The following is a 22,918-nucleotide window of genomic DNA, read 5'->3' on the forward strand; positions in this document are numbered from 1 at the left end:
AAAATATTAAAATATGGAAAATACATTTGAAATTAAAGCTATTGAAACAGCATCAGAGATTCAAAAATGTTTAGCTGTTGCTTTAATCTTAAGACCACATTTAAACAAAGATACTTGGCTTATTACAATTAATGAAATGCTTAAAAATGAAAAATATGCATTAAAAGGTATCTACGACAAAGAAAATATTGTTGCTTTTATTGGTTATAGAAAAATGACCACGTTACATAGTGGATATATTATTTATATCGATGATTTATGTACTGTAGAAAGCTATAGAGGAAAAGGATTTGGAGGTAAACTATTAGCCCACATAAGATCTATAGCTGAATCCGAGTCTATGGATGCTGTAGTATTAGATACTGGTTTTGACAATCACACTGCACAGAAATTATACTTTAAAAATCACTTCGAACTATCTGCAGTTCACTTACATACTTATTTAAAATAATCTATTCTATAGTTTTATTTGTAACTTATATCCTTCTAATACTTAAAAAAATTGACAAATGAAAAAACGTATTGACTTATCAAATGTAGTATCAAGTGGTTATAAAAGAATTATTGCACTTGACAGTTTTGTTCAGAATTCAGATTTAGACAAAACTCATCTTGAATTAATAAAGATTAGAGCATCTCAAATTAATGGTTGCGCGTATTGCCTTAATTTACATACACGTGACGCTATGAATCAAGGAGAAACTGCTCAACGAATTTTCTTACTAAATGCTTGGAGAGAAACGGAACTATTCACAGAAGAAGAACGTACTATTTTAGCTATGACAGAGGAAATTACTCTAATTAGTGAGCGTGGTTTAACAGAAGAGACTTATGAAATGGCTACAAAGTTATTCAACGAAGAATACATAGGGTTCATTATTATGGCTATCATTACTATTAATGCATGGAACAGAGTCGCTGTTAGTACACATAAACCAATAGATTAATCAAGATGATAAGAAAGATTAGCTTATTTAAACTCAATAAACATACAAGTATCAATAAAATCGAATTAGACATAAAACAGCAAAAGTAAATTAACTTAGAGAGCTACTTTTTATTTAGGTGAGTCGATATTACAGAATGCGATCCGAAAGCAATAGATTATGTTTTTAACGAATTAGATATAAAAGAGATTTTCTCTCTTGTAAAAATAAAGAACCTTGCTTCAATTAGAATATTAGAAAAATATAAGATTTATTTGATAATGTTGGATATTAAGATTATTGAAAAAAGGTTTAATCCTCATTTTGTTTACATTTAGGTAACCTTTGAATATCTAATTATCATTAGTTTTACCCCCTGTTCCTATTACACAATAATGTTGAACACATCAATTGCAATAAAAACTAAAAATAGGAAGCAAAATGTCAGAAAAAGTAAGCCTAAAAGAAATAGCCAAAGTCTTTACAAAACTGGGAATTATTGGTTTTGGAGGTCCTGCAGCGCATATTGCGATGATGAGAGAGGAAGTCGTTGTACAAAGAAAATGGATGGATGAACAACACTTCTTAGATCTACTGGGAGCTACCAATTTAATCCCTGGTCCTAACAGTACAGAAATGGCCATTCACATTGGCTATGACAAAGGGGGATGGAAAGGCCTCATAATTGCAGGGCTATGTTTTATTCTTCCCGCTGTTTTTCTAACGGGTGTACTCGCCTACTTTTATAAACTATATGGGCAATTGCCACAAGTTCAACCATTTATCTATGGAATTAAACCTGCCATTATTGCTATTATCCTTGGAGCTGTTTTTTCCCTAGCTAAAAAATCTATTAACTCCACCTTTTTAGCCTTTTTGGGGTTAATCGTCTTGGTAGCTTCTTTGCTAGGGGTTAGTGAAATCTTTTTATTGTTTGGAGCTGGATTTTTAGCCTATGCCCTGTTTTTTATCAAGACGAGAAAGCAAAATACCTTACAAAGCTTGATTGCATTACCTCTCATACTTAGCATACAAAGTCCGTTTTGTAGCACAACCAATCGACAGTTATTTTGGATTTTTCTCAAAATAGGGGCTATACTTTATGGTAGTGGTTATGTGCTATTTGCCTTTTTAGATACAGAACTAGTACAAACAGGATTACTAACAAGGGAACAACTAATGGATGCAATTGCTGTAGGGCAATTCACACCAGGACCTGTTTTCTCTTCCGTTACTTTTATTGGTTTTCAAATTAATGGTTTATCTGGAGCAATTCTTTCAACTGTTGCAATTTTTTTACCATCCTTTATTCTAGTAGCCTTACTAAACCCATTGATGAAAAAACTTCGCAACTCAAAAGGATTATCTGTCTTTTTAGATGCGGTGAATGTTGCCTCTGTCGCCTTGATTGTCGCTGTTTGTATAACGATGACACGAGATGTCTTGCTCAACTGGCAAACCCTTGTTATTACCCTACTTAGTGGTATACTCGTTTTTAAATTTAAAAAAGTAAATAGTGCTTTTATTGTTTTAGTAGGAGCTTTGTTGGGGTATATACTCTACTAATCAAAATAATAAATAACTTTATTAAAAATCTTATAATCATAAACTTACATAATTAAATAGCTTAATGTATATCTATTTCATCAAATACTGTTGATTAAAGTAGTTTCTCTTAAGCTATTGATGATGATTTCTACTAAAAAAAATTATTCAGTTACTTGTTTGTAAAATATTTGTTTAAATCCATTAGACACTGCCGCGATGCTATGCAGAAATATCTTGAGAATTTTCATACTATCAAATAAAAATTAAAAAAATCTTCAGAATACAATAAAAAAGCAATAACTTTGTAACTTATGAAAAAAACAGTAAAAATATCTTCTCAAATTACTCCGCCTTGATCTTAGGCTAATAGTTTTTTTTATCCAATTATTTCCTTTGGCACTTTTGTCATGGACTTATCTTATATATACTTATAAAAGTACATATATCATATCTATTATTGCTTGTAATTAAAATTACAAAGCGTCATACTTATTTAATTTTTTTTCTATGAAGCAACTAATCAATTTATTTGATTTTAGTCAACCAATCAATTACAAAAATGAGATATTGGCTGGTTTAGCGGTATCTATGACTATGATACCTGAATCCTTATCTTTTGCTATACTAGCAGGTCTATCACCATTGACAGGTTTATATGCTGCTTTTTTAATGGGACTTGTAACAGCAATATTAGGAGGAAGGCCTGGTATGGTCTCAGGAGGAGCTGGAGCAACTGTTGTAGTTCTTATTGCTCTTGCAGCTAGTTATGGAACAGAATACCTCTTTGCTGCTGTTGTATTAGCAGGACTTTTACAACTACTTGTGGGAGTATTAAAACTCGGTAAATACATTCGGTTAATTCCTTCCTCTGTAATGTATGGATTTTTAAATGGATTAGCAATTATCATTTTTATGTCACAAATTGTTCAATTTAAAATTACTACAAATGGAGTTGAAAATTGGTTAGAAGGTTCAGCCTTATATCTTATGATTGGATTAACTTTACTTACAATTACAATAGTAATTTTACTTCCTAAAGTAACAAAAGTAATACCATCTTCTCTTGCAGCTATTATTGTTGTTTTTGCACTTGTTTACTTTTTTAATATCGATACTAAAAAAGTAATTGATATTGCCTCTGTAGGAGGCTCCTTACCTACTTTCCATATTCCAAATATTCCCTTTACCTTTGAAACTTTAAAAATCATATTCCCTTACTCTATTGTTATGGCAGGAGTTGGGCTTATTGAGAGTTTACTTACACTTAATATGGTTGATGAAATTACGAATACAAGAGGACATTCAAATAGAGAAGCAACTGCCCAAGGTATTGCTAATATTACGAATGGATTTTTTGGTGGTATGGGAGGTTGTGCTATGGTTGCACAATCCCTAGTAAATATAGGTGCTGGGGGAAGAACAAGACTCTCTGCTCTTGTAGGAGCATGTTCTATACTATTAATAATTTTAGTTGCAGGTCCTGTAATTGAGCAAATACCTATGGCTGCATTAGTTGGAGTAATGATGATGGTAGCCATTGGAACTTTTGAATGGGCTAGTTTTAAAATAATAAATAAAATGCCTCGCCACGATATCTTTGTTATTATCCTAGTAGCGAGTATAACAGTTATATTGCATAATTTAGCATTAGCTGTATTAATAGGAGTTATTGTTTCTGCTCTTGTTTTTGCGTGGGAAAGCGCTAAACGAATAAGAGCTAGAAAATATATCGATAAAAATGGAATAAAACATTATGAAATATATGGACCTTTATTTTTTGGTTCAACTACAATATTTCTTGAAAAATTTGATATAGAGAATGATCCTGATCAGATTATTATTGATTTCAAGGAAAGTCGAATTACAGATATGTCTGCAATAGAAACAATTAATAAACTTACTGAAAAATATGCTAAAGCTAATAAACAAGTTCATTTAAAACATTTAAGTTTATCCTGTAGAAGATTAATCAAAAATGCACAAGGAGTTGTTGATATAAGTATCCTCGATACCGACTATAAGCAATACAATTCCTAATATTTTACTAGAGCATACTATATTTCATGTATAAAAAACAAATACAAGCCAAATAGTTAAATTTAAAAGAACATAACTAAACTTTCCTTATTGAGTTTTATTTTCTGTTACACAAGGCTATAAAGCCAAAAAGATTTTGGAAACTAAATTTACTTTAACGTATAGTTTTAATTATAATCTGAGACCAACAAAAGCATCACACTTAAATTAGTATATCATTCTAATTCAGTGTGATGTTTTTAAAAAGTACTTCTTTATTCAACCTTTTCCATCCAAGGTATTACAACAAAATTACCTTTAGAAAGTTCATTGACTTTATTAATCCATTGTACTTCCGTTTTTGCTTTATCCTTCAGGAAAGTACTTGTTGTATCTGTTAGATATAAACTTGAGTTTATTACCCACCATTTATTGTGTATACCTGCTCTTGCAAGATCTTCTTGTAAGCGTTGTGCTTCAAATACAGGCGTTGTTTCTGGTAACGTAACAATAACTACTTCTGTTTCTTGTTCATTTCTTAAACGTGGTAATAAATTCTGAACAGCCTCGCTAATATCTCCTTGTGTACGCTCTACTTCTTTGTGATAGCTTTGAGTTGAATCTAATAACAATAAAGTATGACCTGTCGGTGCTGTATCGATAACAATTACTTCATGGTCTGCTATAGCTACAATCTCAGCAAAAGCATTAAAAACAGCTATTTCCTGTGTACAAGGAGAGCGTAAATCTTCCTCAATATAACTTAAATCACTGCTCCCCATAGTTTGTCTTGCCTTAGCTAAAACTTTCTCCTTATAAGCTTCTAACACCTTCTTCTCATCAATATGACTAACAGTAAGCCCTTCTACCTTTGTATTTACATACGCTAAGTGATTGGCTGGATCTGTTGTACTTAGGTGAACCTTAACTCCTTTTTTAACCAGTCCTCTAGCGATTCGAGCAGCTATTGTTGTTTTCCCTACACCTCCTTTACCCATTGTAAAAATCACTTTTTTCTTAGAAATGAAAAGGTCTTCTATTAATACATCAATATCTTGTAACTCGCTTTTGTCTAAGCTATTTTCAGTCAAAACAGCACTTGTATTAGAAATAAGCATATTTCTAATATTATCAATTCCAGTCATATTATACGATCTTAATGGAACATAATAGGTTGGAATATCAAGAAGCCTTTTACTTCTATTTTCTAAGGCACTTTGCTGGCGTTTATACAACTTACTTGAAATAGAATCATCCTGATCAAAATTCTCTAGCACTCCATTGATAATTAAACGCTGAGATTGTATATCTAACTCAAGTAGTTCCTTATATGAACGCTCCACTTCTTTTAATGGTGTTTCATCTGGACGACTCACCAAAAATAAAGTTGTATTATTTTTATCGCTCAATGTTTTTACTGCTTGCTCGTATACCTCTTTACGATCACCTAATCCTGACAATTGCCCAAGACAAGAAACACCTGTTGTATTTTCATCAATGAATGTATTCCATGCTGCTGGTAGTTGTAACATTCTAAGTGTATGTCCTGTTGGTGCTGTATCAAACACAATATGGTCATATAAATCGTGTTTCTCTTTATTGGTAATTACATCTGCAAATTCATTGAAAGAAGCAATCTCCACTGTACATGATCCTGATAGTTGCTCTTCCATATTAAATAAAACAGCCTCAGGTAACTTTCCTCGATAAGGTCCTATTATGGATTCTTTATATTCTAAAGCTGCTTGCTCTGGGTTTAAATTCAAAATAGAAAGATTGGGAATATCTTTTAACTTAGTTACCTTATTACTCAAAGGTATATCAAATACATCTTGCAAATTTGATGCAGGGTCTGTACTAATAAGTAATACATTTTTCCCACTATCTGCTAAGTTTAAAGAAGTAGCACATGCAATTGATGTTTTTCCTACTCCTCCTTTACCTGTAAAGAAAATATATTTTGTAAATCCTTCATTAGAGGGATTATATAGTTTAAAATTACTCATAACTACTATTTTTTTTATTCAATACAATTCCTGTTCGACATACATTTAGGTATGTCGAACTAAATTGAAAATGAAAATTTGGTTAGATTATTTTGTAACAATCAAATCAGATTCTGACACTTCAAGCCATTCTGAAATTTGCTTATTACTGGGATATGATTTAGTAAGAACAATTACTCCATTTAAGGTAGTAATAGGAAAATTATCGATAGACTCTTTTTGGATAAAGTCATTAACTACTTTAGTGTCTACATAAACTTGAGGATTGTCACGTAAGTTAAATCGCTCAACTAAAATGCCTTTTTTCTTTAGGCTTTCTATTACAACAGCAATACGCATTAATTCAGGATCAATATTAACCCCACAAAGCCCTGTTGGACAACATAAAGCTGGATCGTAAATCTTTACTTCATTTTTCATATCTGATGTTTTTTAATTAATTCCTTTACTTCTTCTTTTGATGGAACATACCCCTTTACAGTAACTTCTCCATTAATAACCAAAGCAGGTAAAGACATAATGTTATATTTTACAATCTCTATGATATCATCCTGCTTTGTAACTTTGATATCAGAACCTAATTCTTTTACTACAGATTCTACGGTTTCTAAAGTTACTTTACACTTGGCACAACCTGTACCTAAAACTATTATTTCCATATCTATTTTTTTATAAATTCACATATATATAATAAACACCTACAACAATAAAAACAGCAGATATAATACGTCTGAACCAAATTTCAAAACTCTTCATCTTATTGTAGAAATGCCCTACATTAGATACACTGTAAGCAAGTAAAAAAGCTATGATGATTACAGGCAACCCTGTTGCTAAAGCAAAAACTGGTGCTAATAATAATCCTGAAGCACTCGCCATAATTAAAGGAATCATCACTCCAAAAAATAATACTCCACTGTAAGGACAAAACGCTAAAGCAAATAAAACACCAAGTAAAAAAGCATTGAAATAATTCTTCTTAAAGTTCTTTTGATTTACCTTCTGACTTAGTGATCCTACTCCTGGTATATTTAATTTAATAATATCAAGCATTAAAATACCGATAAGAATTAATCCAATTCCCAAATAAACACCACTTACATTTTGCAATAGTTTTGCTACTTGAAACTTACTTGCTCCAAAATAGAAAATAACTCCTAATACAGTATAAGTAAATGCACGACCTAAGGTGTAAAACAGTCCATTAAATAGTACTTTACGCTTAACTGTAATATCTTTACTTAAATAAGCTGTAGCTGTAATGTTAGTAGCTAAAGGACAAGGACTAATAGCAGTCATCAGTCCCAACAAAAACGCAGTTACTATTGGAATATCAGAACTGTCTACTAATTGTTGTAGTAATTCCATCTAACATTAAAGTTTTTTGTTTACTTGTTCAACTATAAGCTCTTCTAATACCTTTGGTGTTGTTAGTGCTGTTGCAAAAGCATCTTCTGTTAGATTAATTGAATCATCTCCCTTTGCAATAATAAGTGCATTCCAAGTCACCTCATATTTCTCTACTAAATCACTATACTGCTTTTCACTTGTATCTACTTCTATAAACTTCACTAACTCATTACTAGCAAAAGCCCCTTCTACAGTTTTCTTAGTTAAGTCTCCAACTGCTAGACAAGTTTTACAACGTTGCTTTCCATGGAAATAATAAACATAAACCATCGTGTTATCCGATTTCTCTTGTATAGTCTGCTCTTGATCTAATGCTTCTATACTCGACTCGACTAACGCATCTTGTTCTTGTGTGTTTTTCTTGTCTGAACATGAACTAGTAACTAAAGCCAACATACAGATAAGGCTTAAAAAAGTTGTTTTCATAAGTAATAATTTTGATGTTATTTAAATTTTTAGTTTCACTAATTGTTAATGTTCGTAATTCGTAAAACTACGAACATTGAAAGTAATTTTTTTTTTTATGAGCACTCAGAAGGCTTTTTAATATCTTCAAAAAACTCATTTAATAGTTGCTTAGCAATTCGCCAATTCTCCTTATTAATACAATACTTTACTGTAGGTAAATTAATCGTTCCTTGAATCAAGCCAGCTTCTCTTAATTCTTTTAAATGTTGAGACAATGTACTTTTTGCTACAGGTAATACCTCTGACATATCTCCATGAAAACAACACTCCTGAGAAGCAAGCATTTCTAAAATGGCAACTCGTATAGGATGAGATAAAGCCTTCGTTATTCTTGCTATCTCTACTTGTTTTTCTGTTAAGTCTCTTTTCAACATACCCTTATCATTTATCAAATTAATCTGTTCGTAAATATACGAACAATTTATCTAAAGTTCTTCTTACAACTTTAAAAAATCTCCAACTTCTTCCACTGTACTCCTAGCAGACCTACCAACTCCAATCAATGTTGCAGAAGCAAAACCAGTCCAATCACCATAGCCTACAAGCCACAAACCATTAATTCCTTCAACTTTGCTGTTACCATTGGTATTCACTCTGCCATCTGGTTGAAGTATTCCTAAAGGTTCTAAATGCTTTAATGCAGGTTTAAATCCTGTGCACCAAATTACAACGTCAAAGTTTTCTTCTTCTCCACTTTTCCAGACAACACCAGTTTCAGTAAAACGTTCGATCTCTCCTTTGCTATTTAACACACCTCTACCTCTAGCATCCACAACAGGAGGAACCATAACAATACTTCTTACATTATATTTTGCTTGTACCTGATCATTGCCCGCCTTTTGCTCATTATATTTTTGCGTTGCTACATCGAAAAGAACTCTACCATCAACATCATCAGGCAAAAAAGCTGGTGCTCCTATTGTTGACCAAGTAACAGCCGTATACTTTGAAACTTCTGCTAAAATTTGTGCTCCAGAGTTACCTCCACCAATGACCAATACTTTTTTTTCTATAAAATCTGAAGCATTTTTATAATAAGCAGAATGTAATTGTTCATTTTTAAACTGATCTAAACCTTTAAAGACAGGAACAAAAGGACTAGCCCATGTTCCTGTAGCAGATATTACTGCTTTTGCTTTGAAATCGCCAATCGAAGTTTTTAAAGTAAATCCTCCCTCTTGCTTTAAAACTGCTGTAACCTGAACAGATCTTTTTACAGGTAGTTCATATTTAGACTGATAATCTTCCATATAGGAAATAACCTCATCTCGAACAGGATAATAGTTTTCTGATTTAGGAAACATAAAGCCTGGTAAAGAGCTAAACTCTGCAGGAGAAAACAAAGACAATGAATCCCATCCGTGAATCCAAGCTCCTCCTGGTTGAGATTGCTGATCTAAAATCAAATACTTTATTTGTGTTCTTCTTAAATAGAACCCACAAGCCAAAGCACTTTGACCACCACCAATAATGATTAAATCATAATCATTTTGATCAACTTTATTATCATTTACAAAACTTCTCATAAAGGCTATATTTTACTTTGTATAATATTTCTTTTTCATCCATAAACTCACACGAACCAGTAAAATCAATACAGGAACTTCTACTAAAGGTCCGATAACCCCAACAAAAGCTTGAGGAGAATGTATCCCAAATACAGCAATCGCCACCGCAATCGCTAATTCAAAATTATTACCTGATGCAGTAAAAGAAATAGCAGCATTTTTATCATAATCCACATTCATTGACTTGTTTAAAAAGAAACTAACAAAGAACATCAATACAAAATAGATAACAAGTGGAATAGCGACCTTAACTACCTGCATAGGTAACTGAACAATTTGTTCTCCTTTTAAGCTAAACATAAGCACAATGGTAAACAGTAAAGCATATAAAGTAAAAGGTGATATAAAAGGGATAAACTTACGCTTAAACCAATCTTCTCCTTTTATTTTAATTAAATACTTATGGCTTAAAAATCCAGCTAAAAATGGAATACCTAAATAAATAAGTACACTCTGTACAACATCACTCATCTTAATTGAAATAGCATAATCCGCAAATCCAAAATAAGAAGGTAATACGTTGATAAAAAGCCAAACAAAAAAGCTATAAAACAGCACTTGGAACACACTGTTTAATGCAATCAGTAAGGCAGCATATTCTCTATTGCCCTTCGCTAAATCATTCCATACAATCACCATAGCAATACATCTTGCTAAACCAATAAGGATCAAACCTACCATATAATCTGGTTCATCACGCATGAAAATAATGGCTAATACAAACATTAAAACAGGTCCTACAATCCAGTTTAAGAAAAGAGATAAGCTTAGTACTTTCTTATCCTTAAAAGCCATTGGTAATAGATTATAATCAACCTTAGCCAGTGGAGGATACATCATGATGATTAGCCCTATAGCCAGCGGAATATTGGTAGCTCCTATAGACAGTTTATCCATTACATTAGAAACACTTGGAAATACATTTCCTATCAAAACACCAATCCCCATAGCCAAGAAAATCCAAAGGGTTAAGTATCGATCTAAAAATTTCATTCTAACTTGCATAACTTACTTTTTAATTTGTGATAAGATGTAAAACATTTCACTTGCAATTTCAATACTTCGATTAAAATATCCTGTTTGTTGATTTGCTGTTCCATCAAATGCCTTAGGATCCTCGAATGTAATAGGGATTCTTCGCTCAGCACCTGCTATAAAAGGACAACCTCCATCAGCCTGTGAACAAGTCATTACAGCTGCAAAATCACCACTTGGATTAAAAGCAGCATCGTACTTCTTAGAAAAACCAATAATAGGAACTTCATTATCACCATACTTTATAGCATAAATAGGATTCTCTCCTTCTGCAATTTTAAATACATCAAGCCCTTGTTCTTTCAGAACTGTAGCAACCATTGGATACATAGCTGTTTGCTCGGTTCCTCCTGAATAACAAGTAACATTTGCAATGCCATAGTAACTAGCCGCTACTTGCATCCAAATCTGAGTCAAATGACTTCTTCTTGAATTATGTGTACAGATAAAATTGATTCGAATTGGAGATTTTGAATCAACCTTAGATTGAATATAAGCCACCAAAGGAGCCAAAACTTCTTTTCTACTATCACTTATCATTTGTGATTCAAGTATAGTGCTAATTGTAGTTGATAGTGTTTTATACATCTTTTACTTTTTTAAGATTAACAACATCCAGAGTTAGGATCGCAACAACTAGTTGTAGTTGCCTGATTACTTGGTGTAATCCCACAAGCATCTTCAGCTAAACAAGCAGTCAATGTGTTTTTTAATAGAAAGTGAGTTCCATTAAATTCTAAGAAATACTTTCCTATTGTTTCTTTCCCTTGAACTTCTACTTCAATCTCTGCATCAACAATACCTAATTTTGTTTCTGACAATCGAATAATATTAAGCAATTTACCTGCTTTTAAACGATGTTCATAATCATCTGCATTCCATAATTGAAAGCTTACCTTAACCTCTTCTCTTATTGTTCCCCCGCAGTCAATAAACTTTTTGGTTACTTGACCTACTTCTGTTACATGGAAGTGTTCTGCTACAAACGTTCCATCTTCAAATTGAAAATCTACTCGATCTAAATTTCCTAAAACGGCTTTTACTTCTGATAATTTCATATTATAATTCTATTTTCGTTACACTATAATCGTAATATTGCGATGATTTTAATTAAAAAATATTAACAGCAACCCTCTGACTGGATTCTTTGAGTGAAGAACATTTTAAATTCCTCAAAAAATTCATTCCAAACTGCATCATCAATACAATAACAAACTGATTTACCATCAATTGTTCCTTTTATAAGTCCACTATTCTTAAGCTCTTTTAAGTGCTGTGAAATAGTTGCTTGAGCCAATCCAAGTTCTTCTACCAAATCATTACAAATACAAGCATCTTGATTGATAATATACTGAAGAATTGCAAGTCTTGCCGGATGCCCTAAAACCTTAAACATAAGTGATAACTTATTCTTCTTATCACTAAATAATTCTGATTTTGTTACTCCCATTGTTTTATACTTAATTATATATCGCAATATTACGATGAATATTTAAACTGACAAAATATTTTTTTATATTTTATATTTTCAGAACTTTACATTTAATAAAACAACTAAAAATCAATTACTTAAAAAAATATTTATGAAAATAACCGTACATACTAATAACGCACAAACACTAAGCAAAGCGATTAAAGAAAAAACAAAGAGCCAATTAGAAACTTGGGAACACACAACAGATTCTACGGATGGTTACAATTTATACTTCCATAGTACAAAATCTAAGCAATGGGAAGATGAATTGTATATTCAACCTATCAAATATGATGACAATAAAAAATTAGTATTTCGAGTAACAAAAATTGATGGTAAACCACTTAAATTTAAACCTGAATATGGATATCTAATGGGACGCTTTTTAGAAATCTTAATCGTCCATTTTTCAAGTTATTATAGTAACATAACCATTGAATAATAATTTTAATATCATGAAAATAAGCCTCTCGATCAACTCAAAGGCTTATTTTATTAATTATCTCAAATAAATTATTTTACAAAAACTATTACTTTTTAGAGTCTACTTCTTTATAAAATTTATCAATGATTTTTATCTCAGATTCAAATTCATATTCTCTAAGCAAAGAAAGTAAAGGTTCTCTGTCGTATCCAACATCTAATAATCTTGATTTAAAACTACTCTTATTATATTCCTCTATAAGTAATCTTCCTTCATCTGAAAAATTAGCTGACGTTATATAAATTGCTTTAGAACTAATACCTTCTTCCTTCATTGCTTTATGTTCTTTCATGGCAAAAGGAAGTGTTCTATTAAAAAACCACTTTAAGGTGTTTTTTGTTTCCCAATTACCCACATCAATTATAGCATTTGCTCGGTATCCTTTTAGCTCAACAAAAATCAGCTCCTTAGGAGTATTGTTTTGAATAATATAATCATACTCATAGTTATACCTTTTACCTTCCTTTGTCTTCTCTATAAGAGTTTTATTTCTTTCAATTATAGCATTAGGAAAAATAGTTTTAAGTAATGGATACATTAAATATTCAAAGAGAGTTCCTTTTAGTGCTTTTAATGCATCATCTTGACCTGAAGAGCTTATAGAGTCAAGCATTTTCTCAATTACTTTATCTACGTCACCACTATTAACTGATTCCAAAATAGGTAATTGACCAATATCATTTAGTACTTCGTAAATCCTATTTCCAAAAACATAACCTATGTCAAAAGTAATAATTCCATATTTGCGCATTTTATTTATAGTTGCTATTGAACTTGATGCATAAACAATAATAGGTAATACTTTTCTCTGTTCTTCTTTTACAGAATTTACATTAATCTGCATTCTACTAATAAAAGCATCTAAATGAATATCTAAATATTCATGAGAAAGAACTACATCTAAAACTACAAGTGTTTTTTTATCAATTAAATCATCACCTTTTTTAACAACAGTTTTAATACCTGTAGTGCTTGAATATCCAAAAGCATCCCACACTAAGTTATTATGAATACCACCTCTATGAGGAGTTATTTTATTACGGTAAATAACCTTCTCACTATCTATGATATTTGAACGTCTTAACCAATTTAAAATATCAGGCAGAAGTATGCAATCAGCAATCATTTTATCATAATGCTGCCTGGTCATAATTTCCAAAGTATCTCTCAACAATTCTTCAGGCAATCCAGTATCAGTAGCATCTTTATAAATTACAAAACCAACTCCATTATGATCAGTTGTTTTCTGAACAATATCTAATTTCATAAGAAAAGTAAGTATATCTTCCAATGAATCTACCTTAGTGGAACTTTTTTCTACAGGTGAGGCTGTGATTTTTAAAGCTTCATAGTAAGACACTATACCACCATTTTGATCCATTAATTCAAGTAATCTATAAATTGGTGGTCGATTCTCCTTTGAAATATTCTTTATATCATTTTTAGTCAAATTATGCTCAACATTTAGATACGCAAATTGATTTTTCCCAAAAGTATAGGGGGCCGAGGACTGTATACAATTTTGTTCTACAGCTCTTCCTATTATTTTTCTAGCATTTGCTGGTAAAACATCAAATTTATCTATCAGATGCTTAATCACATCCGATGCAACCAAATACAATTGTTCATCTAACAGTTTTACAAGAAATTCATTATAATTATCTTGTACAGTTACTTTTTTCTTTTCCATTTGTCACACTGCCCTTATATATTATATTATTAATATTTAATGCGTTCCGTTTTTTTTTTCACACATTGCTTTCTAAAAACTAAAACACTATTAATCAATTATTTATAAAAAACAAAATATCGATTTAGGATTTATAAAAACAAAAAATTGTCACACCATTATGCGATAATACTCCTAAATTAAATATATTTAATGTAATTTAGTCAAGAATAGTTCGAAATATTTAATCTCTAAATATGAAAAGCTGGAAATTCTTATTGCGTTCTTTGGTATGATTCATCTAAAAGATATCTTGGTAATTTTCATCGACAAATGGTTGAATAATAAAAAACTACAATGTATGGAAACAATAAAATCAATTATAACTAACCTATCAATAGGTTATATGCTAAGTCTTTTAGGAAATCTACTAGTTTCATTGAGTTTCGGTATCGAAGGTGAGTTGACCGAAATAATCTGAAAGGATGAATATATTTAAAGAGTAAAATAGGAAACCTGGTTCGATACCGGGGCTCACCACATAAAGAAAGGTTAGCAATTCGCTAACCTTTTTTGCGCCATAAAACATATTAAAATAAGTTACTCATCAAAATAATACCCTCATGTAATTAAACATTAGTACTTTCCATTTTTTTGTACCACTATAAATTAGTTAAGTTTGTAATTTATTAGAATACAATAAATCAAATATATGGGATTCGTAAAACAAAGATGGATTGAGCTAGAAAGCAGAAATTTAAACAATATACCAGATAAGAATATTTGTGCTAATCATTTCGAAGATAAAGCCATTAACCGTTTTATAAAACAAAACTACCAAGATGGTTTTTGTGACTATTGTGAAAAAAACTTAAAAGTTATCTCACTTGAGAATCTAATGGAATTTATAATGGATGGTATTTCACTTTTTTATGAAGATGCTGCGAATTTTATGAGTTACAATACAAGAGAAGGTGGTTATCTTGACGAAACCTACACTCCAGATGAACTCATTCAAGAACAAGTAGGGCTATATGCTGAACCTTTTGAAATCATAGAGGACATTGTTGATTCAATCGAAGATATTGCTTGGTCTCAACCAGATCTATATCATGACAAACCTAATGATGATTTAGAATATGCGTGGCAACATTTTAAAAACATTATTAAACACAAATCTCGCTATCTTTTTTCATCTGATAATACCGATCAACCAAATGCTTTTCTAATTCTAAAAGAAGTTGGTAAGTTAATTTCAAAACTCAATATAATAAAGACAATTCCAGCAGGAGCAAAACTTTATCGTTGTAGACAACATGACTTTAAAACAAATATTACTGAATTTAAAGATATTACTGCTCCTTCAAATAAAAAAGCAATCTATCCAAACAGGTTCAGCCCTTCAGGAATATCAATGTTTTATTCTGCTTTTGATGTTGATACAGCAATTTTTGAAACAGTCAGCAGAACAAGTAAACATAAAAAATGGATAACTATTGCTGAATTTGAAACTTTAGAAGATCAAATTATTGTTGATTTTAGCCAACTCCCTAAAATCCCAAGCATTTTTGAGATCAAAAATAAAAAACGATATTACCTTATTTTATTTTTACATTCCTTTGTAAGGGATATAACCCAACAAATTATTAAAGATGGAAAAGAGCACACTGAGTATGTTCCAACTCAAGTTGTAACTGAATTTCTAAGATTTCCATTTAATAAAAATAGGTCAAATAAAATTACGGGGATTATATATCCTTCATCACAGAACAAGGGTTCTAAATCATCAGTCTTCTTTTGGGATGATAAGTTAAGTAAAGAAAGAGTAAAATTGAATTCGATAAAACGAAAAAAAATCATTTAAATGAATATTGATCCAAAAAACATTGTAAGTGAATCTAAACATTTTGCTTTAAACATAGCTAAACAAATATCACAGATATCAATACAGCCATTTTGTAAAGTAACTTTTCACTCCTCTGAATATAGAAACAAAGAAACTCTTAAAAAAAATTTAGATAAAATCCCTAAGAATAGAAATCCACTTATTTACATTCTTCAAATAAAGTCTGTCGAAAAATTAAATACGTTACTTGAACATTTTGAAAATTATCATTCAGTAAACAAATTAAAAATAGCAGGTAAAAGTCGAATTAATTTATCTAGATATAATCGTACTTCCTCTGATGTATTATACGTAGGCAGCTCTACAACAGATTTTAAAACCAGAATAAAAAACCATTTAGGAACAGCAGGAACACAAGTTTTTAGTTTACACTTATGCAAATGGGATAATTCTTTAGACTATGATTTAGAAATTTCAGTATATGAAGTTATCTCTACTAATACTGAAACCATTGACCGTTTAATTGTTGAAATTCTCGAACAGCAATTTTGGGATAAATTAAAACCAGTATTTGGAAAACGAAGTGGGTTATAATTAAACATAATTATAAGAATAATTTTTAGTTCAATTTCTAGCTTATTAATTAAAAGCCAAACACTCCTCCTCTATACCGATTTCACTAATAGATATTGATATCCACATACTTTAGTTTTTTAACCTAAAAGTAACTATTATGGACAATCAAATCACAAAAGAAGATTTAAGGCTGTTTAGTCAAACAATCGTTACAGAATTAAAAGAATTCTTTAGTCAGAAATCAAATGAGACTTCACTTGAATGGGTAAAAGCTAAAGTAGCAAGGCAACTACTTAGTATTTCAGCAGCTTCATTACAGACACTACGTATTAGTGGAAAGCTACGATACAGAAAAATACTTGGGTCCTATTATTACAATAGAGCTGATATTGAAAATCTTTTTAAGGAGTAGTATATGAGTATTTCAGATAAACTACTTCGTTATATTGTAGAGCTTAAAAGTGATACTAGACTCAATGTCTGGCATTTTGCTCTACTACTTGGGATTATTCAGTTTGCATTTTTACAAAAACAAGGTAAACTAATTAGAGTAAGTAGACGTAAACTGATGAAATATGCTCATATTAATACACTTCCTACTTATCATAAATACTTAAAAGAACTCCAAGAATTGGGCTATATAAAATATACTCCCTCGTATCACCCTGACATGCGTAGTACAGTTGAATTATTGCATAAAAGCCTATGATTGTACGAGGGAGTAATTACTATTAAACTAACTTAGTTACAATATCTATTAACTGAGTTAGTTTTTCTTGATTAAGATCTAAAGATTCTAATTTCTCAACTAAACTCTTATACTCTGCAGTTCTCTTAGTGGCTTGTCCTTCTAACTTACCCTTTAATATCTGCATTTCACTCTTGATGGCTTCCTCTTCCGTTAAAGCATATTCCTCTGTCTGTTTAACAGAGTGATGACCTAACATTTCTTTGACTACATGAATAGGAACTCCATTACCAAGAGTTACAGTACTACCAAAAGTTCTTCTTGCTTTGTGAGTATTTAATTCACTGATTTCACAAAGAGCAGAAATTTCCTTTAAATAGGCATTCATCTTTTGATTAGAGCGAACAGGAAGCACTACATCTTTTCCAATACAATCAGGATGGTCTTTATACTTATCCATTATCTCTATAGCTTTAGGTAGTAATGGAATGGTGATATTAGCATCTGTTTTTTGTCGATTAGTCCTTATCCATAAGTTTCCTTCTTCATCTCTAGTAATATCACTTTTTTGAAGTTTAAATACATCAATGTAGGCAAGTCCTGTATAACATTGAAACACAAACACATCTCTTACAATAGATAATCTTTCATTATCAATCTCTCTACTTTCTAATATAGACAGTTCTTCCCTACTTAAAGGTTTCTTATTGAGTTTTGTCTTCTTAGGCTTGTATTGTACAAAAGGATTAGAAGGGATTATTCCCTTTGCAACAGCTCGTAGAACAATCTTCTTGAAGTTTGAAATATACTTTATAGCCGTATTGTTAGAACACGCTCTAACAGTCTTTAAATAGTGTTCATATTCAAGGATAAACTCATGATCAAGTTCTCTAAACTCTATATCATCTTTATTGTAAACCTTTTTAATAAACTCACCTACATGAGACCTTGCTGTTACATATCTCTCATAGGTACCAGGTGCATACTCTCTAGGAACTAGTTCCAAAATTTCTTCATTGTGCTTTTGAAACTCAACCAAAACCTTACTTTTATCAGAGCCTTTACCTTGAACAAAATCCATTAACACAGATACAGTAATAGGTTGCCCATTACTTACAAGTTCTAATTTGTAATGATTAATCTTAGATACGATTGTATCCAATAGAAAATTAAGAGTCCTTGCCTCTTCTTTTGTACCAAGTGCACGACCTGATCTTTGGTTCCATCTATTGATATCCCATTTGTGGCTAATGGAAGTCTCTCTAGCGATTCCATCTACGATGATTCTAAGGTAAACCATCCTTAAATCACCTCCATCTCTTCCTTTCTTAAGGAAAAAACTAATTGATAAGCGTTTTTCTAGCATAATTCAACTGTTTAAAATTAGTAATAAATGTCGAATTAAAACACTAAAAAATCAAGATGTAAATCTCTTTAACCCCTTATTATCACTAGGATCTAGTTAATTTTTGTGGCACAGGACAAAACATTTCCTCTGCGCCATGAATTAAGCGATTCCTTATGAGCATTTTTGAAAAAAATGCGATAGGGCCAAAAAAGAAAAAACCTATAATTCATTGAGAATCATAGGTTTTAAGCTGTTTTGATGACTTTTAAAAAGTTATCATTTATAATTTCGCGGAGAAAGAGGGATTCGAACCCCCGGACCTGTTACAGTCAACGGTTTTCAAGACCGCCGCATTCGACCACTCTGCCATTTCTCCAGTGGTCTGCATTACTTCCGTATTGCGAGTGCAAATATAGACACTTCCTTCAATTCTGCAAAAAAATATATACTAAAAAACACACTTTTTTTTTAGTAATAAAACTAACTCTCTCGGCATGAAATATTTATAAAGAATAAAAAAAGGTCTTAATAAGTAAAAAACTTATCAAGACCTTCTTATTCTAACTCTAAAAACTAATTATACTATTAGTAATTGATATATTCAGTGATTTCTAAACCATATCCTGTCATCCCTACTCTTTTGCCTTGAGCAGAATTAGACAACAACTTAATCTTAGAAATATTTAAGTCATGTAATATCTGCGCTCCGATACCGAAGTCTTTTTCATCTCCAGATAACTTAGGTGTATCAAGATCTAACTTCGCTCCAGAGTTTTTAAGTACAGCTAATCTATTTAAAAGACTTGCATTGTGATCTTCTTGATTAATAAATAAGATCGCTCCTTTATCCCCTTCGTTAATCTTAGCAAACGTATTCTCCATACGAATGCTTAATTTACCACTTAAGGCATCTAAGATATCATTATTACCGATCGTTGAATTAATACGTGTTAAAACAGCCTCATCAGCATTCCAATCTCCTTTAGTCAAAGCGATATGCACTTGTCCATTTGTATTCTGTTGATACGCTCTTAATCTAAAAGTGCCATATTTAGTTTCTAATTCGAAGTCTTCTTTCTTTTCGATTAAGCTATCGTGCTTCATACGATAAGCCACAAGAGCTTCAATAGATATAATTTTTAAGTCCCATTTCTTCGCTACATCCATTAACTGTGGTAGTCTAGCCATAGAACCATCTTCATTTAAAATCTCTACTAAGATACCTGCTGGTTTAAACCCTGCCAGTCTTGAGATATCAACTGCAGCCTCAGTATGCCCTGTTCTTCTCAGTACACCACCCTCTTTAGCAATCAATGGGAAGATATGTCCTGGACGACCAAGATCTTCTCCTGTAGTCTCTTCTTTTACCAATGATTCTATTGTCTTAGCACGGTCATATACAGAGATACCTGTCGTACATCCATGTCCTTTTAAGTCTATAGATACTGTAAATGCTGTCTGGTGAAGTACAGTATTATTAGTTACCATCGGATGCAAGTCTAATTCTTGACATCTCTCTTTAGTAAGGGGAGCACAAATAAGTCCACGTCCATGAGTGGCCATAAAATTGATCATCTCTGGAGTAACCATTTCTGCAGCAGCGATAAAATCGCCTTCGTTTTCACGATCCTCATCATCTACCACTATGATTACTTTTCCTGCTTTGATATCTTCAATAGCTTCCTCGATAGTGTTTAATTGAATGTGATTATGTGACATTATAGTTGTATTTTGTTGTTTTGTATTATTTCTTTTTTTGTTGTCTTTTTGATTTTAAAGCAACAAATAAATCTTTAAATGTATCTAACGATAGACTAAAGCTAACATCTCCATTATCCCTTGTAGCCTTATACGTTAAATATATAGCCAATGGAGTAAGAACTAAAGATCCTATCCACCCTCCAAAGAATGGGATAATTCCATCCTCCTGAGCCATCTTTCTTCCAAAAGTATTTATAAAGTGATAAGTAATAAAGATACCTACTGCAAATACAATTGGCAAACCAATCCCCCCTTTTCGAATAATAGCTCCCAATGGTGCTCCAATATAGAACATCAGGAAACACGAAAAGGCAATCACAAACTTCTCGTATAGAGCTAACCAGTGATCATTTATCTTCTTTACTTGATTTAATATAGAAAGGTCATTACTCTCTGTATTAAAGCTAATGTTATTCGTATAATCTATCGCTGACTGTAAGATTCTACTCTGATTATCATAAGAAAAATCCTTTATTAAGTCAGCATCCGCTATTTCTATTTTTGCAATAGTATCATTACTAGAAGGTTGTCGATCCATAGACAACAGATTTCCTAATCTCAAAGTTAGGTTATCTGCATTAGATGCTTTCTCTACATTCATAGATCTTTGAAGAGAGTCTATCGTATAGTTTAGCTCCTTTATATTCAGCATACCATACGTATTGGTAATCTTATCCTCATCTTTCCCCTCATCTTGAAAACTACTCAAATCAATATTCATCGTATATTTTTCAAAAGAAGTTTTGATAAACGGCTCTTTCTTCTGCTCTTCATAGTTCTTCGCTACTACATCATCATAGTAGTTACCATCGAATAAGTGAAGCTTTAAGATATTAGACGTTTCTTCTGTTTCTAGTTCCCCGTTAACAGATCTTATCACAGTCTTATTCTCATATCCAGAACTAGACTTGACATGCATCGTTACATTATCTAAATACTGACCTTTATCTCCAGTCTTATTATCTACCTTAATGTTGACCTGTCCTAAATCATTAAACTGCCCAGCGGCTATTGCCATAGCTGGTTTTGTTTGAATAATTTCTTTTCGAAGATTTAAAAAACGATATTCCGCCTTTGGAATAACATCATTCGCAAACCAAAATGATACTCCTGCTAATATAAATATGAATATAGACAATGGACGCATCGCTCTCTGAAGAGAAATTCCTGATGCCTTCATCGCTGCGAACTCATAGTTCTCTGCAAAGCTACCAAAGGTCATAATAGATGCTAATAACACTGACAAGGGCAATACCAAGGGTACCATCTTAGGTGAATAGAACAGCAAGAACTGAACAATCACAATCAAATCAAGATCCTTTCCTGCTAATTCTGAGATGAATAACCACACCCCTTGTAGGATAAAAATAAAGTATAAAATAGCGAACACTGTTAGCAGTGTCGATATAAAGCTTTTTAAAATATAACGGTCAAGTAATTTCACTTAAATCTTTAATCTATATTGTTGATGTAATAATTAGGGTACAACGACTGTGTAAAGGTAAAATGATTTTTCGACATTGACTGATTTGTTTTAAAAGAATTAACCGTCAGTGTTGATTTAGAACCGTCTTTGTTTACTTGAATCTTGTTATAGATATCTTTCGTTGCTGTATCTATCCCTAGATATACCTCTTTTATAACAGATTTTTTATCCGTAGGGATTAGTTTTATATACTGTACTTTCTTCCCCTCTACATTCTGTAGAATATCCCACTGAAATGTATATCCTTGATTAAAGAAAGTCAGCATCTGAGAAGGCAATATCCCATCTGCATTTTTCTCATTGAATTTAGAGACTGTCACCTCTTCATCTTCATCCGAGATAGTATATATCTTCTTACCATCGTATATCTTCTTTATCCCCATAAATGTCAGGTTATAAAGATCTTTCTTTAGATCCAGATGTCCTTTGCCATCGAAGTCTTTATTAGCCCCTTTTTGATTAAAAGAAAAGTCGATTGAGATATTCTCATACCCATTTATCTTCTTCGTTACTTCTAACAAGTAATTCTTAGCTCGTTGACTACTCTGTGCATTTGCTGAAAAAGCAAATAGTACTATTCCTATAAGTGCAATAATCTTTCTCATTCTA

General features: G+C 31.7%; 25 protein-coding genes and 1 tRNA gene. 9 read left to right on the forward strand and 17 right to left on the reverse strand.

Annotation, left to right across the window (positions count from 1 at the left end; all coding sequences use genetic code 11):
- The first annotated feature begins 13 nt into the window (after positions 1-13).
- The 4 genes from BK054_RS00220 to BK054_RS00235 all read left to right on the forward strand — a co-directional run bounded on the left by BK054_RS00220 (position 14) and on the right by BK054_RS00235 (position 4,511).
- Entirely contained in the window at positions 14-451 is a 438-nt protein-coding gene (locus BK054_RS00220) for a GNAT family N-acetyltransferase (protein ID WP_016649728.1), read from the forward strand.
- Positions 452-509: 58 nt separating this feature from the next.
- Positions 510-947 (forward strand): carboxymuconolactone decarboxylase family protein, encoded by a 438-nt coding sequence (locus BK054_RS00225; RefSeq protein ID WP_016649729.1) that lies wholly within the window; start codon positions 510-512, stop codon positions 945-947.
- Between the two features lie 420 nt (positions 948-1,367).
- Positions 1,368-2,492, forward strand: coding sequence for a chromate efflux transporter (gene chrA / locus BK054_RS00230; RefSeq protein ID WP_071306843.1), 1,125 nt, complete (start codon positions 1,368-1,370; stop codon positions 2,490-2,492).
- 489 nt (positions 2,493-2,981) lie between these two features.
- On the forward strand, positions 2,982-4,511 hold the full coding sequence (locus BK054_RS00235) for a SulP family inorganic anion transporter (RefSeq protein WP_006266575.1): 1,530 nt from the start codon (positions 2,982-2,984) through the stop codon (positions 4,509-4,511).
- Positions 4,512-4,765: 254 nt separating this feature from the next.
- On the opposite strand, the gene arsA is transcribed toward BK054_RS00235, so the two are convergent.
- The 11 genes from arsA to BK054_RS00290 all read right to left on the reverse strand — a co-directional run bounded on the left by arsA (position 4,766) and on the right by BK054_RS00290 (position 12,427).
- Positions 4,766-6,496, reverse strand: a complete 1,731-nt coding sequence (arsA, locus tag BK054_RS00240) for an arsenical pump-driving ATPase (protein ID WP_071306844.1) — start codon at positions 6,494-6,496, stop codon at positions 4,766-4,768.
- A gap of 87 nt (positions 6,497-6,583) precedes the next feature.
- Positions 6,584-6,916, reverse strand: a complete 333-nt coding sequence (gene arsD / locus BK054_RS00245; protein WP_058699358.1) for an arsenite efflux transporter metallochaperone ArsD — start codon at positions 6,914-6,916, stop codon at positions 6,584-6,586.
- A complete protein-coding gene (locus BK054_RS00250; RefSeq protein ID WP_006260102.1) occupies positions 6,913-7,155 on the reverse strand; it encodes a thioredoxin family protein in 243 nt (80 codons plus the stop codon). Before BK054_RS00250 ends, arsD begins: the two co-directional genes overlap by 4 nt.
- Before the next feature lie 10 nt (positions 7,156-7,165).
- Positions 7,166-7,864, reverse strand: a complete 699-nt coding sequence (locus BK054_RS00255) for an aromatic aminobenezylarsenical efflux permease ArsG family transporter (protein WP_006260101.1) — start codon at positions 7,862-7,864, stop codon at positions 7,166-7,168.
- A gap of 6 nt (positions 7,865-7,870) precedes the next feature.
- Positions 7,871-8,332 (reverse strand): nitrophenyl compound nitroreductase subunit ArsF family protein, encoded by a 462-nt coding sequence (locus BK054_RS00260; protein ID WP_071306845.1) that lies wholly within the window; start codon positions 8,330-8,332, stop codon positions 7,871-7,873.
- Between the two features lie 95 nt (positions 8,333-8,427).
- Positions 8,428-8,748: an ArsR/SmtB family transcription factor gene (locus BK054_RS00265; RefSeq protein WP_006260099.1), complete on the reverse strand. Its 321-nt coding sequence runs from the start codon at positions 8,746-8,748 to the stop codon at positions 8,428-8,430.
- Positions 8,749-8,811: 63 nt separating this feature from the next.
- A complete protein-coding gene (locus tag BK054_RS00270; RefSeq protein ID WP_006260098.1) occupies positions 8,812-9,900 on the reverse strand; it encodes an ArsO family NAD(P)H-dependent flavin-containing monooxygenase in 1,089 nt (362 codons plus the stop codon).
- A 12-nt stretch (positions 9,901-9,912) separates the two neighbouring features.
- On the reverse strand, positions 9,913-10,947 hold the full coding sequence (gene arsB / locus BK054_RS00275; protein WP_006260097.1) for an ACR3 family arsenite efflux transporter: 1,035 nt from the start codon (positions 10,945-10,947) through the stop codon (positions 9,913-9,915).
- A gap of 3 nt (positions 10,948-10,950) precedes the next feature.
- Positions 10,951-11,565, reverse strand: coding sequence for a low molecular weight phosphatase family protein (locus tag BK054_RS00280; protein WP_006260096.1), 615 nt, complete (start codon positions 11,563-11,565; stop codon positions 10,951-10,953).
- A gap of 17 nt (positions 11,566-11,582) precedes the next feature.
- Positions 11,583-12,035, reverse strand: a complete 453-nt coding sequence (locus BK054_RS00285) for a DUF6428 family protein (RefSeq protein WP_006260095.1) — start codon at positions 12,033-12,035, stop codon at positions 11,583-11,585.
- A gap of 62 nt (positions 12,036-12,097) precedes the next feature.
- On the reverse strand, positions 12,098-12,427 hold the full coding sequence (locus tag BK054_RS00290) for an ArsR/SmtB family transcription factor (RefSeq protein WP_016361620.1): 330 nt from the start codon (positions 12,425-12,427) through the stop codon (positions 12,098-12,100).
- A gap of 133 nt (positions 12,428-12,560) precedes the next feature.
- Between BK054_RS00290 and BK054_RS00295 the strand changes: the two genes are divergently transcribed.
- Complete coding sequence (locus tag BK054_RS00295) at positions 12,561-12,893, forward strand: hypothetical protein (protein ID WP_071306846.1); 333 nt, start codon at positions 12,561-12,563, stop codon at positions 12,891-12,893.
- Positions 12,894-12,981: 88 nt separating this feature from the next.
- Here BK054_RS00295 and BK054_RS00300 read toward each other — a convergent pair whose 3' ends face one another.
- Positions 12,982-14,625, reverse strand: coding sequence for a hypothetical protein (locus BK054_RS00300; RefSeq protein ID WP_071306847.1), 1,644 nt, complete (start codon positions 14,623-14,625; stop codon positions 12,982-12,984).
- A 691-nt stretch (positions 14,626-15,316) separates the two neighbouring features.
- Between BK054_RS00300 and BK054_RS00310 the strand changes: the two genes are divergently transcribed.
- From BK054_RS00310 to BK054_RS00325, 4 genes are all read left to right on the forward strand, one after another.
- A complete protein-coding gene (locus BK054_RS00310; protein WP_071306849.1) occupies positions 15,317-16,468 on the forward strand; it encodes a HEPN-associated N-terminal domain-containing protein in 1,152 nt (383 codons plus the stop codon).
- Positions 16,469-17,044: a GIY-YIG nuclease family protein gene (locus BK054_RS00315; protein ID WP_071306850.1), complete on the forward strand. Its 576-nt coding sequence runs from the start codon at positions 16,469-16,471 to the stop codon at positions 17,042-17,044.
- 139 nt (positions 17,045-17,183) lie between these two features.
- Positions 17,184-17,438, forward strand: coding sequence for a DNA-binding protein (locus BK054_RS00320; RefSeq protein ID WP_071306851.1), 255 nt, complete (start codon positions 17,184-17,186; stop codon positions 17,436-17,438).
- Positions 17,439-17,441: 3 nt separating this feature from the next.
- A complete protein-coding gene (locus BK054_RS00325; protein WP_071306852.1) occupies positions 17,442-17,735 on the forward strand; it encodes a hypothetical protein in 294 nt (97 codons plus the stop codon).
- Between the two features lie 22 nt (positions 17,736-17,757).
- On the opposite strand, the gene BK054_RS00330 is transcribed toward BK054_RS00325, so the two are convergent.
- The 5 genes from BK054_RS00330 to BK054_RS00350 all read right to left on the reverse strand — a co-directional run bounded on the left by BK054_RS00330 (position 17,758) and on the right by BK054_RS00350 (position 22,914).
- Positions 17,758-19,080: a site-specific integrase gene (locus BK054_RS00330; protein WP_071306853.1), complete on the reverse strand. Its 1,323-nt coding sequence runs from the start codon at positions 19,078-19,080 to the stop codon at positions 17,758-17,760.
- A gap of 273 nt (positions 19,081-19,353) precedes the next feature.
- A tRNA-Ser gene (locus tag BK054_RS00335) sits at positions 19,354-19,438 on the reverse strand.
- Positions 19,439-19,647: 209 nt separating this feature from the next.
- Positions 19,648-20,781, reverse strand: coding sequence for a 3,4-dihydroxy-2-butanone-4-phosphate synthase (gene ribB / locus BK054_RS00340; protein ID WP_006258621.1), 1,134 nt, complete (start codon positions 20,779-20,781; stop codon positions 19,648-19,650).
- 25 nt (positions 20,782-20,806) lie between these two features.
- Positions 20,807-22,267, reverse strand: a complete 1,461-nt coding sequence (locus BK054_RS00345) for an LptF/LptG family permease (RefSeq protein ID WP_071306854.1) — start codon at positions 22,265-22,267, stop codon at positions 20,807-20,809.
- Positions 22,268-22,275: 8 nt separating this feature from the next.
- On the reverse strand, positions 22,276-22,914 hold the full coding sequence (locus BK054_RS00350; RefSeq protein ID WP_071306855.1) for a LolA family protein: 639 nt from the start codon (positions 22,912-22,914) through the stop codon (positions 22,276-22,278).
- Positions 22,915-22,918: the final 4 nt, after the last annotated feature.

Source organism: Myroides sp. ZB35 (assembly GCF_001865835.1).
Classification (GTDB): Bacteria; Bacteroidota; Bacteroidia; order Flavobacteriales; family Flavobacteriaceae; genus Flavobacterium; species Flavobacterium odoratimimum.

What these genes read in the sequence shown, in the direction of transcription:
- BK054_RS00220 (WP_016649728.1), top strand. Translation starts at nt 14, where the DNA reads ATGGAAAATACATTTGAAATTAAAGCTATTGAAACAGCATCAGAGATT.
- BK054_RS00225 (WP_016649729.1), top strand. Translation starts at nt 510, where the DNA reads ATGAAAAAACGTATTGACTTATCAAATGTAGTATCAAGTGGTTATAAA.
- chrA (WP_071306843.1), top strand. Translation starts at nt 1,368, where the DNA reads ATGTCAGAAAAAGTAAGCCTAAAAGAAATAGCCAAAGTCTTTACAAAA.
- BK054_RS00235 (WP_006266575.1), top strand. Translation starts at nt 2,982, where the DNA reads ATGAAGCAACTAATCAATTTATTTGATTTTAGTCAACCAATCAATTAC.
- arsA (WP_071306844.1), bottom strand. Translation starts at nt 6,496, where the DNA reads ATGAGTAATTTTAAACTATATAATCCCTCTAATGAAGGATTTACAAAA.
- arsD (WP_058699358.1), bottom strand. Translation starts at nt 6,916, where the DNA reads ATGAAAAATGAAGTAAAGATTTACGATCCAGCTTTATGTTGTCCAACA.
- BK054_RS00250 (WP_006260102.1), bottom strand. Translation starts at nt 7,155, where the DNA reads ATGGAAATAATAGTTTTAGGTACAGGTTGTGCCAAGTGTAAAGTAACT.
- BK054_RS00255 (WP_006260101.1), bottom strand. Translation starts at nt 7,864, where the DNA reads ATGGAATTACTACAACAATTAGTAGACAGTTCTGATATTCCAATAGTA.
- BK054_RS00260 (WP_071306845.1), bottom strand. Translation starts at nt 8,332, where the DNA reads ATGAAAACAACTTTTTTAAGCCTTATCTGTATGTTGGCTTTAGTTACT.
- BK054_RS00265 (WP_006260099.1), bottom strand. Translation starts at nt 8,748, where the DNA reads ATGTTGAAAAGAGACTTAACAGAAAAACAAGTAGAGATAGCAAGAATA.
- BK054_RS00270 (WP_006260098.1), bottom strand. Translation starts at nt 9,900, where the DNA reads ATGAGAAGTTTTGTAAATGATAATAAAGTTGATCAAAATGATTATGAT.
- arsB (WP_006260097.1), bottom strand. Translation starts at nt 10,947, where the DNA reads ATGCAAGTTAGAATGAAATTTTTAGATCGATACTTAACCCTTTGGATT.
- BK054_RS00280 (WP_006260096.1), bottom strand. Translation starts at nt 11,565, where the DNA reads ATGTATAAAACACTATCAACTACAATTAGCACTATACTTGAATCACAA.
- BK054_RS00285 (WP_006260095.1), bottom strand. Translation starts at nt 12,035, where the DNA reads ATGAAATTATCAGAAGTAAAAGCCGTTTTAGGAAATTTAGATCGAGTA.
- BK054_RS00290 (WP_016361620.1), bottom strand. Translation starts at nt 12,427, where the DNA reads ATGGGAGTAACAAAATCAGAATTATTTAGTGATAAGAAGAATAAGTTA.
- BK054_RS00295 (WP_071306846.1), top strand. Translation starts at nt 12,561, where the DNA reads ATGAAAATAACCGTACATACTAATAACGCACAAACACTAAGCAAAGCG.
- BK054_RS00300 (WP_071306847.1), bottom strand. Translation starts at nt 14,625, where the DNA reads ATGGAAAAGAAAAAAGTAACTGTACAAGATAATTATAATGAATTTCTT.
- BK054_RS00310 (WP_071306849.1), top strand. Translation starts at nt 15,317, where the DNA reads ATGGGATTCGTAAAACAAAGATGGATTGAGCTAGAAAGCAGAAATTTA.
- BK054_RS00315 (WP_071306850.1), top strand. Translation starts at nt 16,469, where the DNA reads ATGAATATTGATCCAAAAAACATTGTAAGTGAATCTAAACATTTTGCT.
- BK054_RS00320 (WP_071306851.1), top strand. Translation starts at nt 17,184, where the DNA reads ATGGACAATCAAATCACAAAAGAAGATTTAAGGCTGTTTAGTCAAACA.
- BK054_RS00325 (WP_071306852.1), top strand. Translation starts at nt 17,442, where the DNA reads ATGAGTATTTCAGATAAACTACTTCGTTATATTGTAGAGCTTAAAAGT.
- BK054_RS00330 (WP_071306853.1), bottom strand. Translation starts at nt 19,080, where the DNA reads ATGCTAGAAAAACGCTTATCAATTAGTTTTTTCCTTAAGAAAGGAAGA.
- ribB (WP_006258621.1), bottom strand. Translation starts at nt 20,781, where the DNA reads ATGTCACATAATCACATTCAATTAAACACTATCGAGGAAGCTATTGAA.
- BK054_RS00350 (WP_071306855.1), bottom strand. Translation starts at nt 22,914, where the DNA reads ATGAGAAAGATTATTGCACTTATAGGAATAGTACTATTTGCTTTTTCA.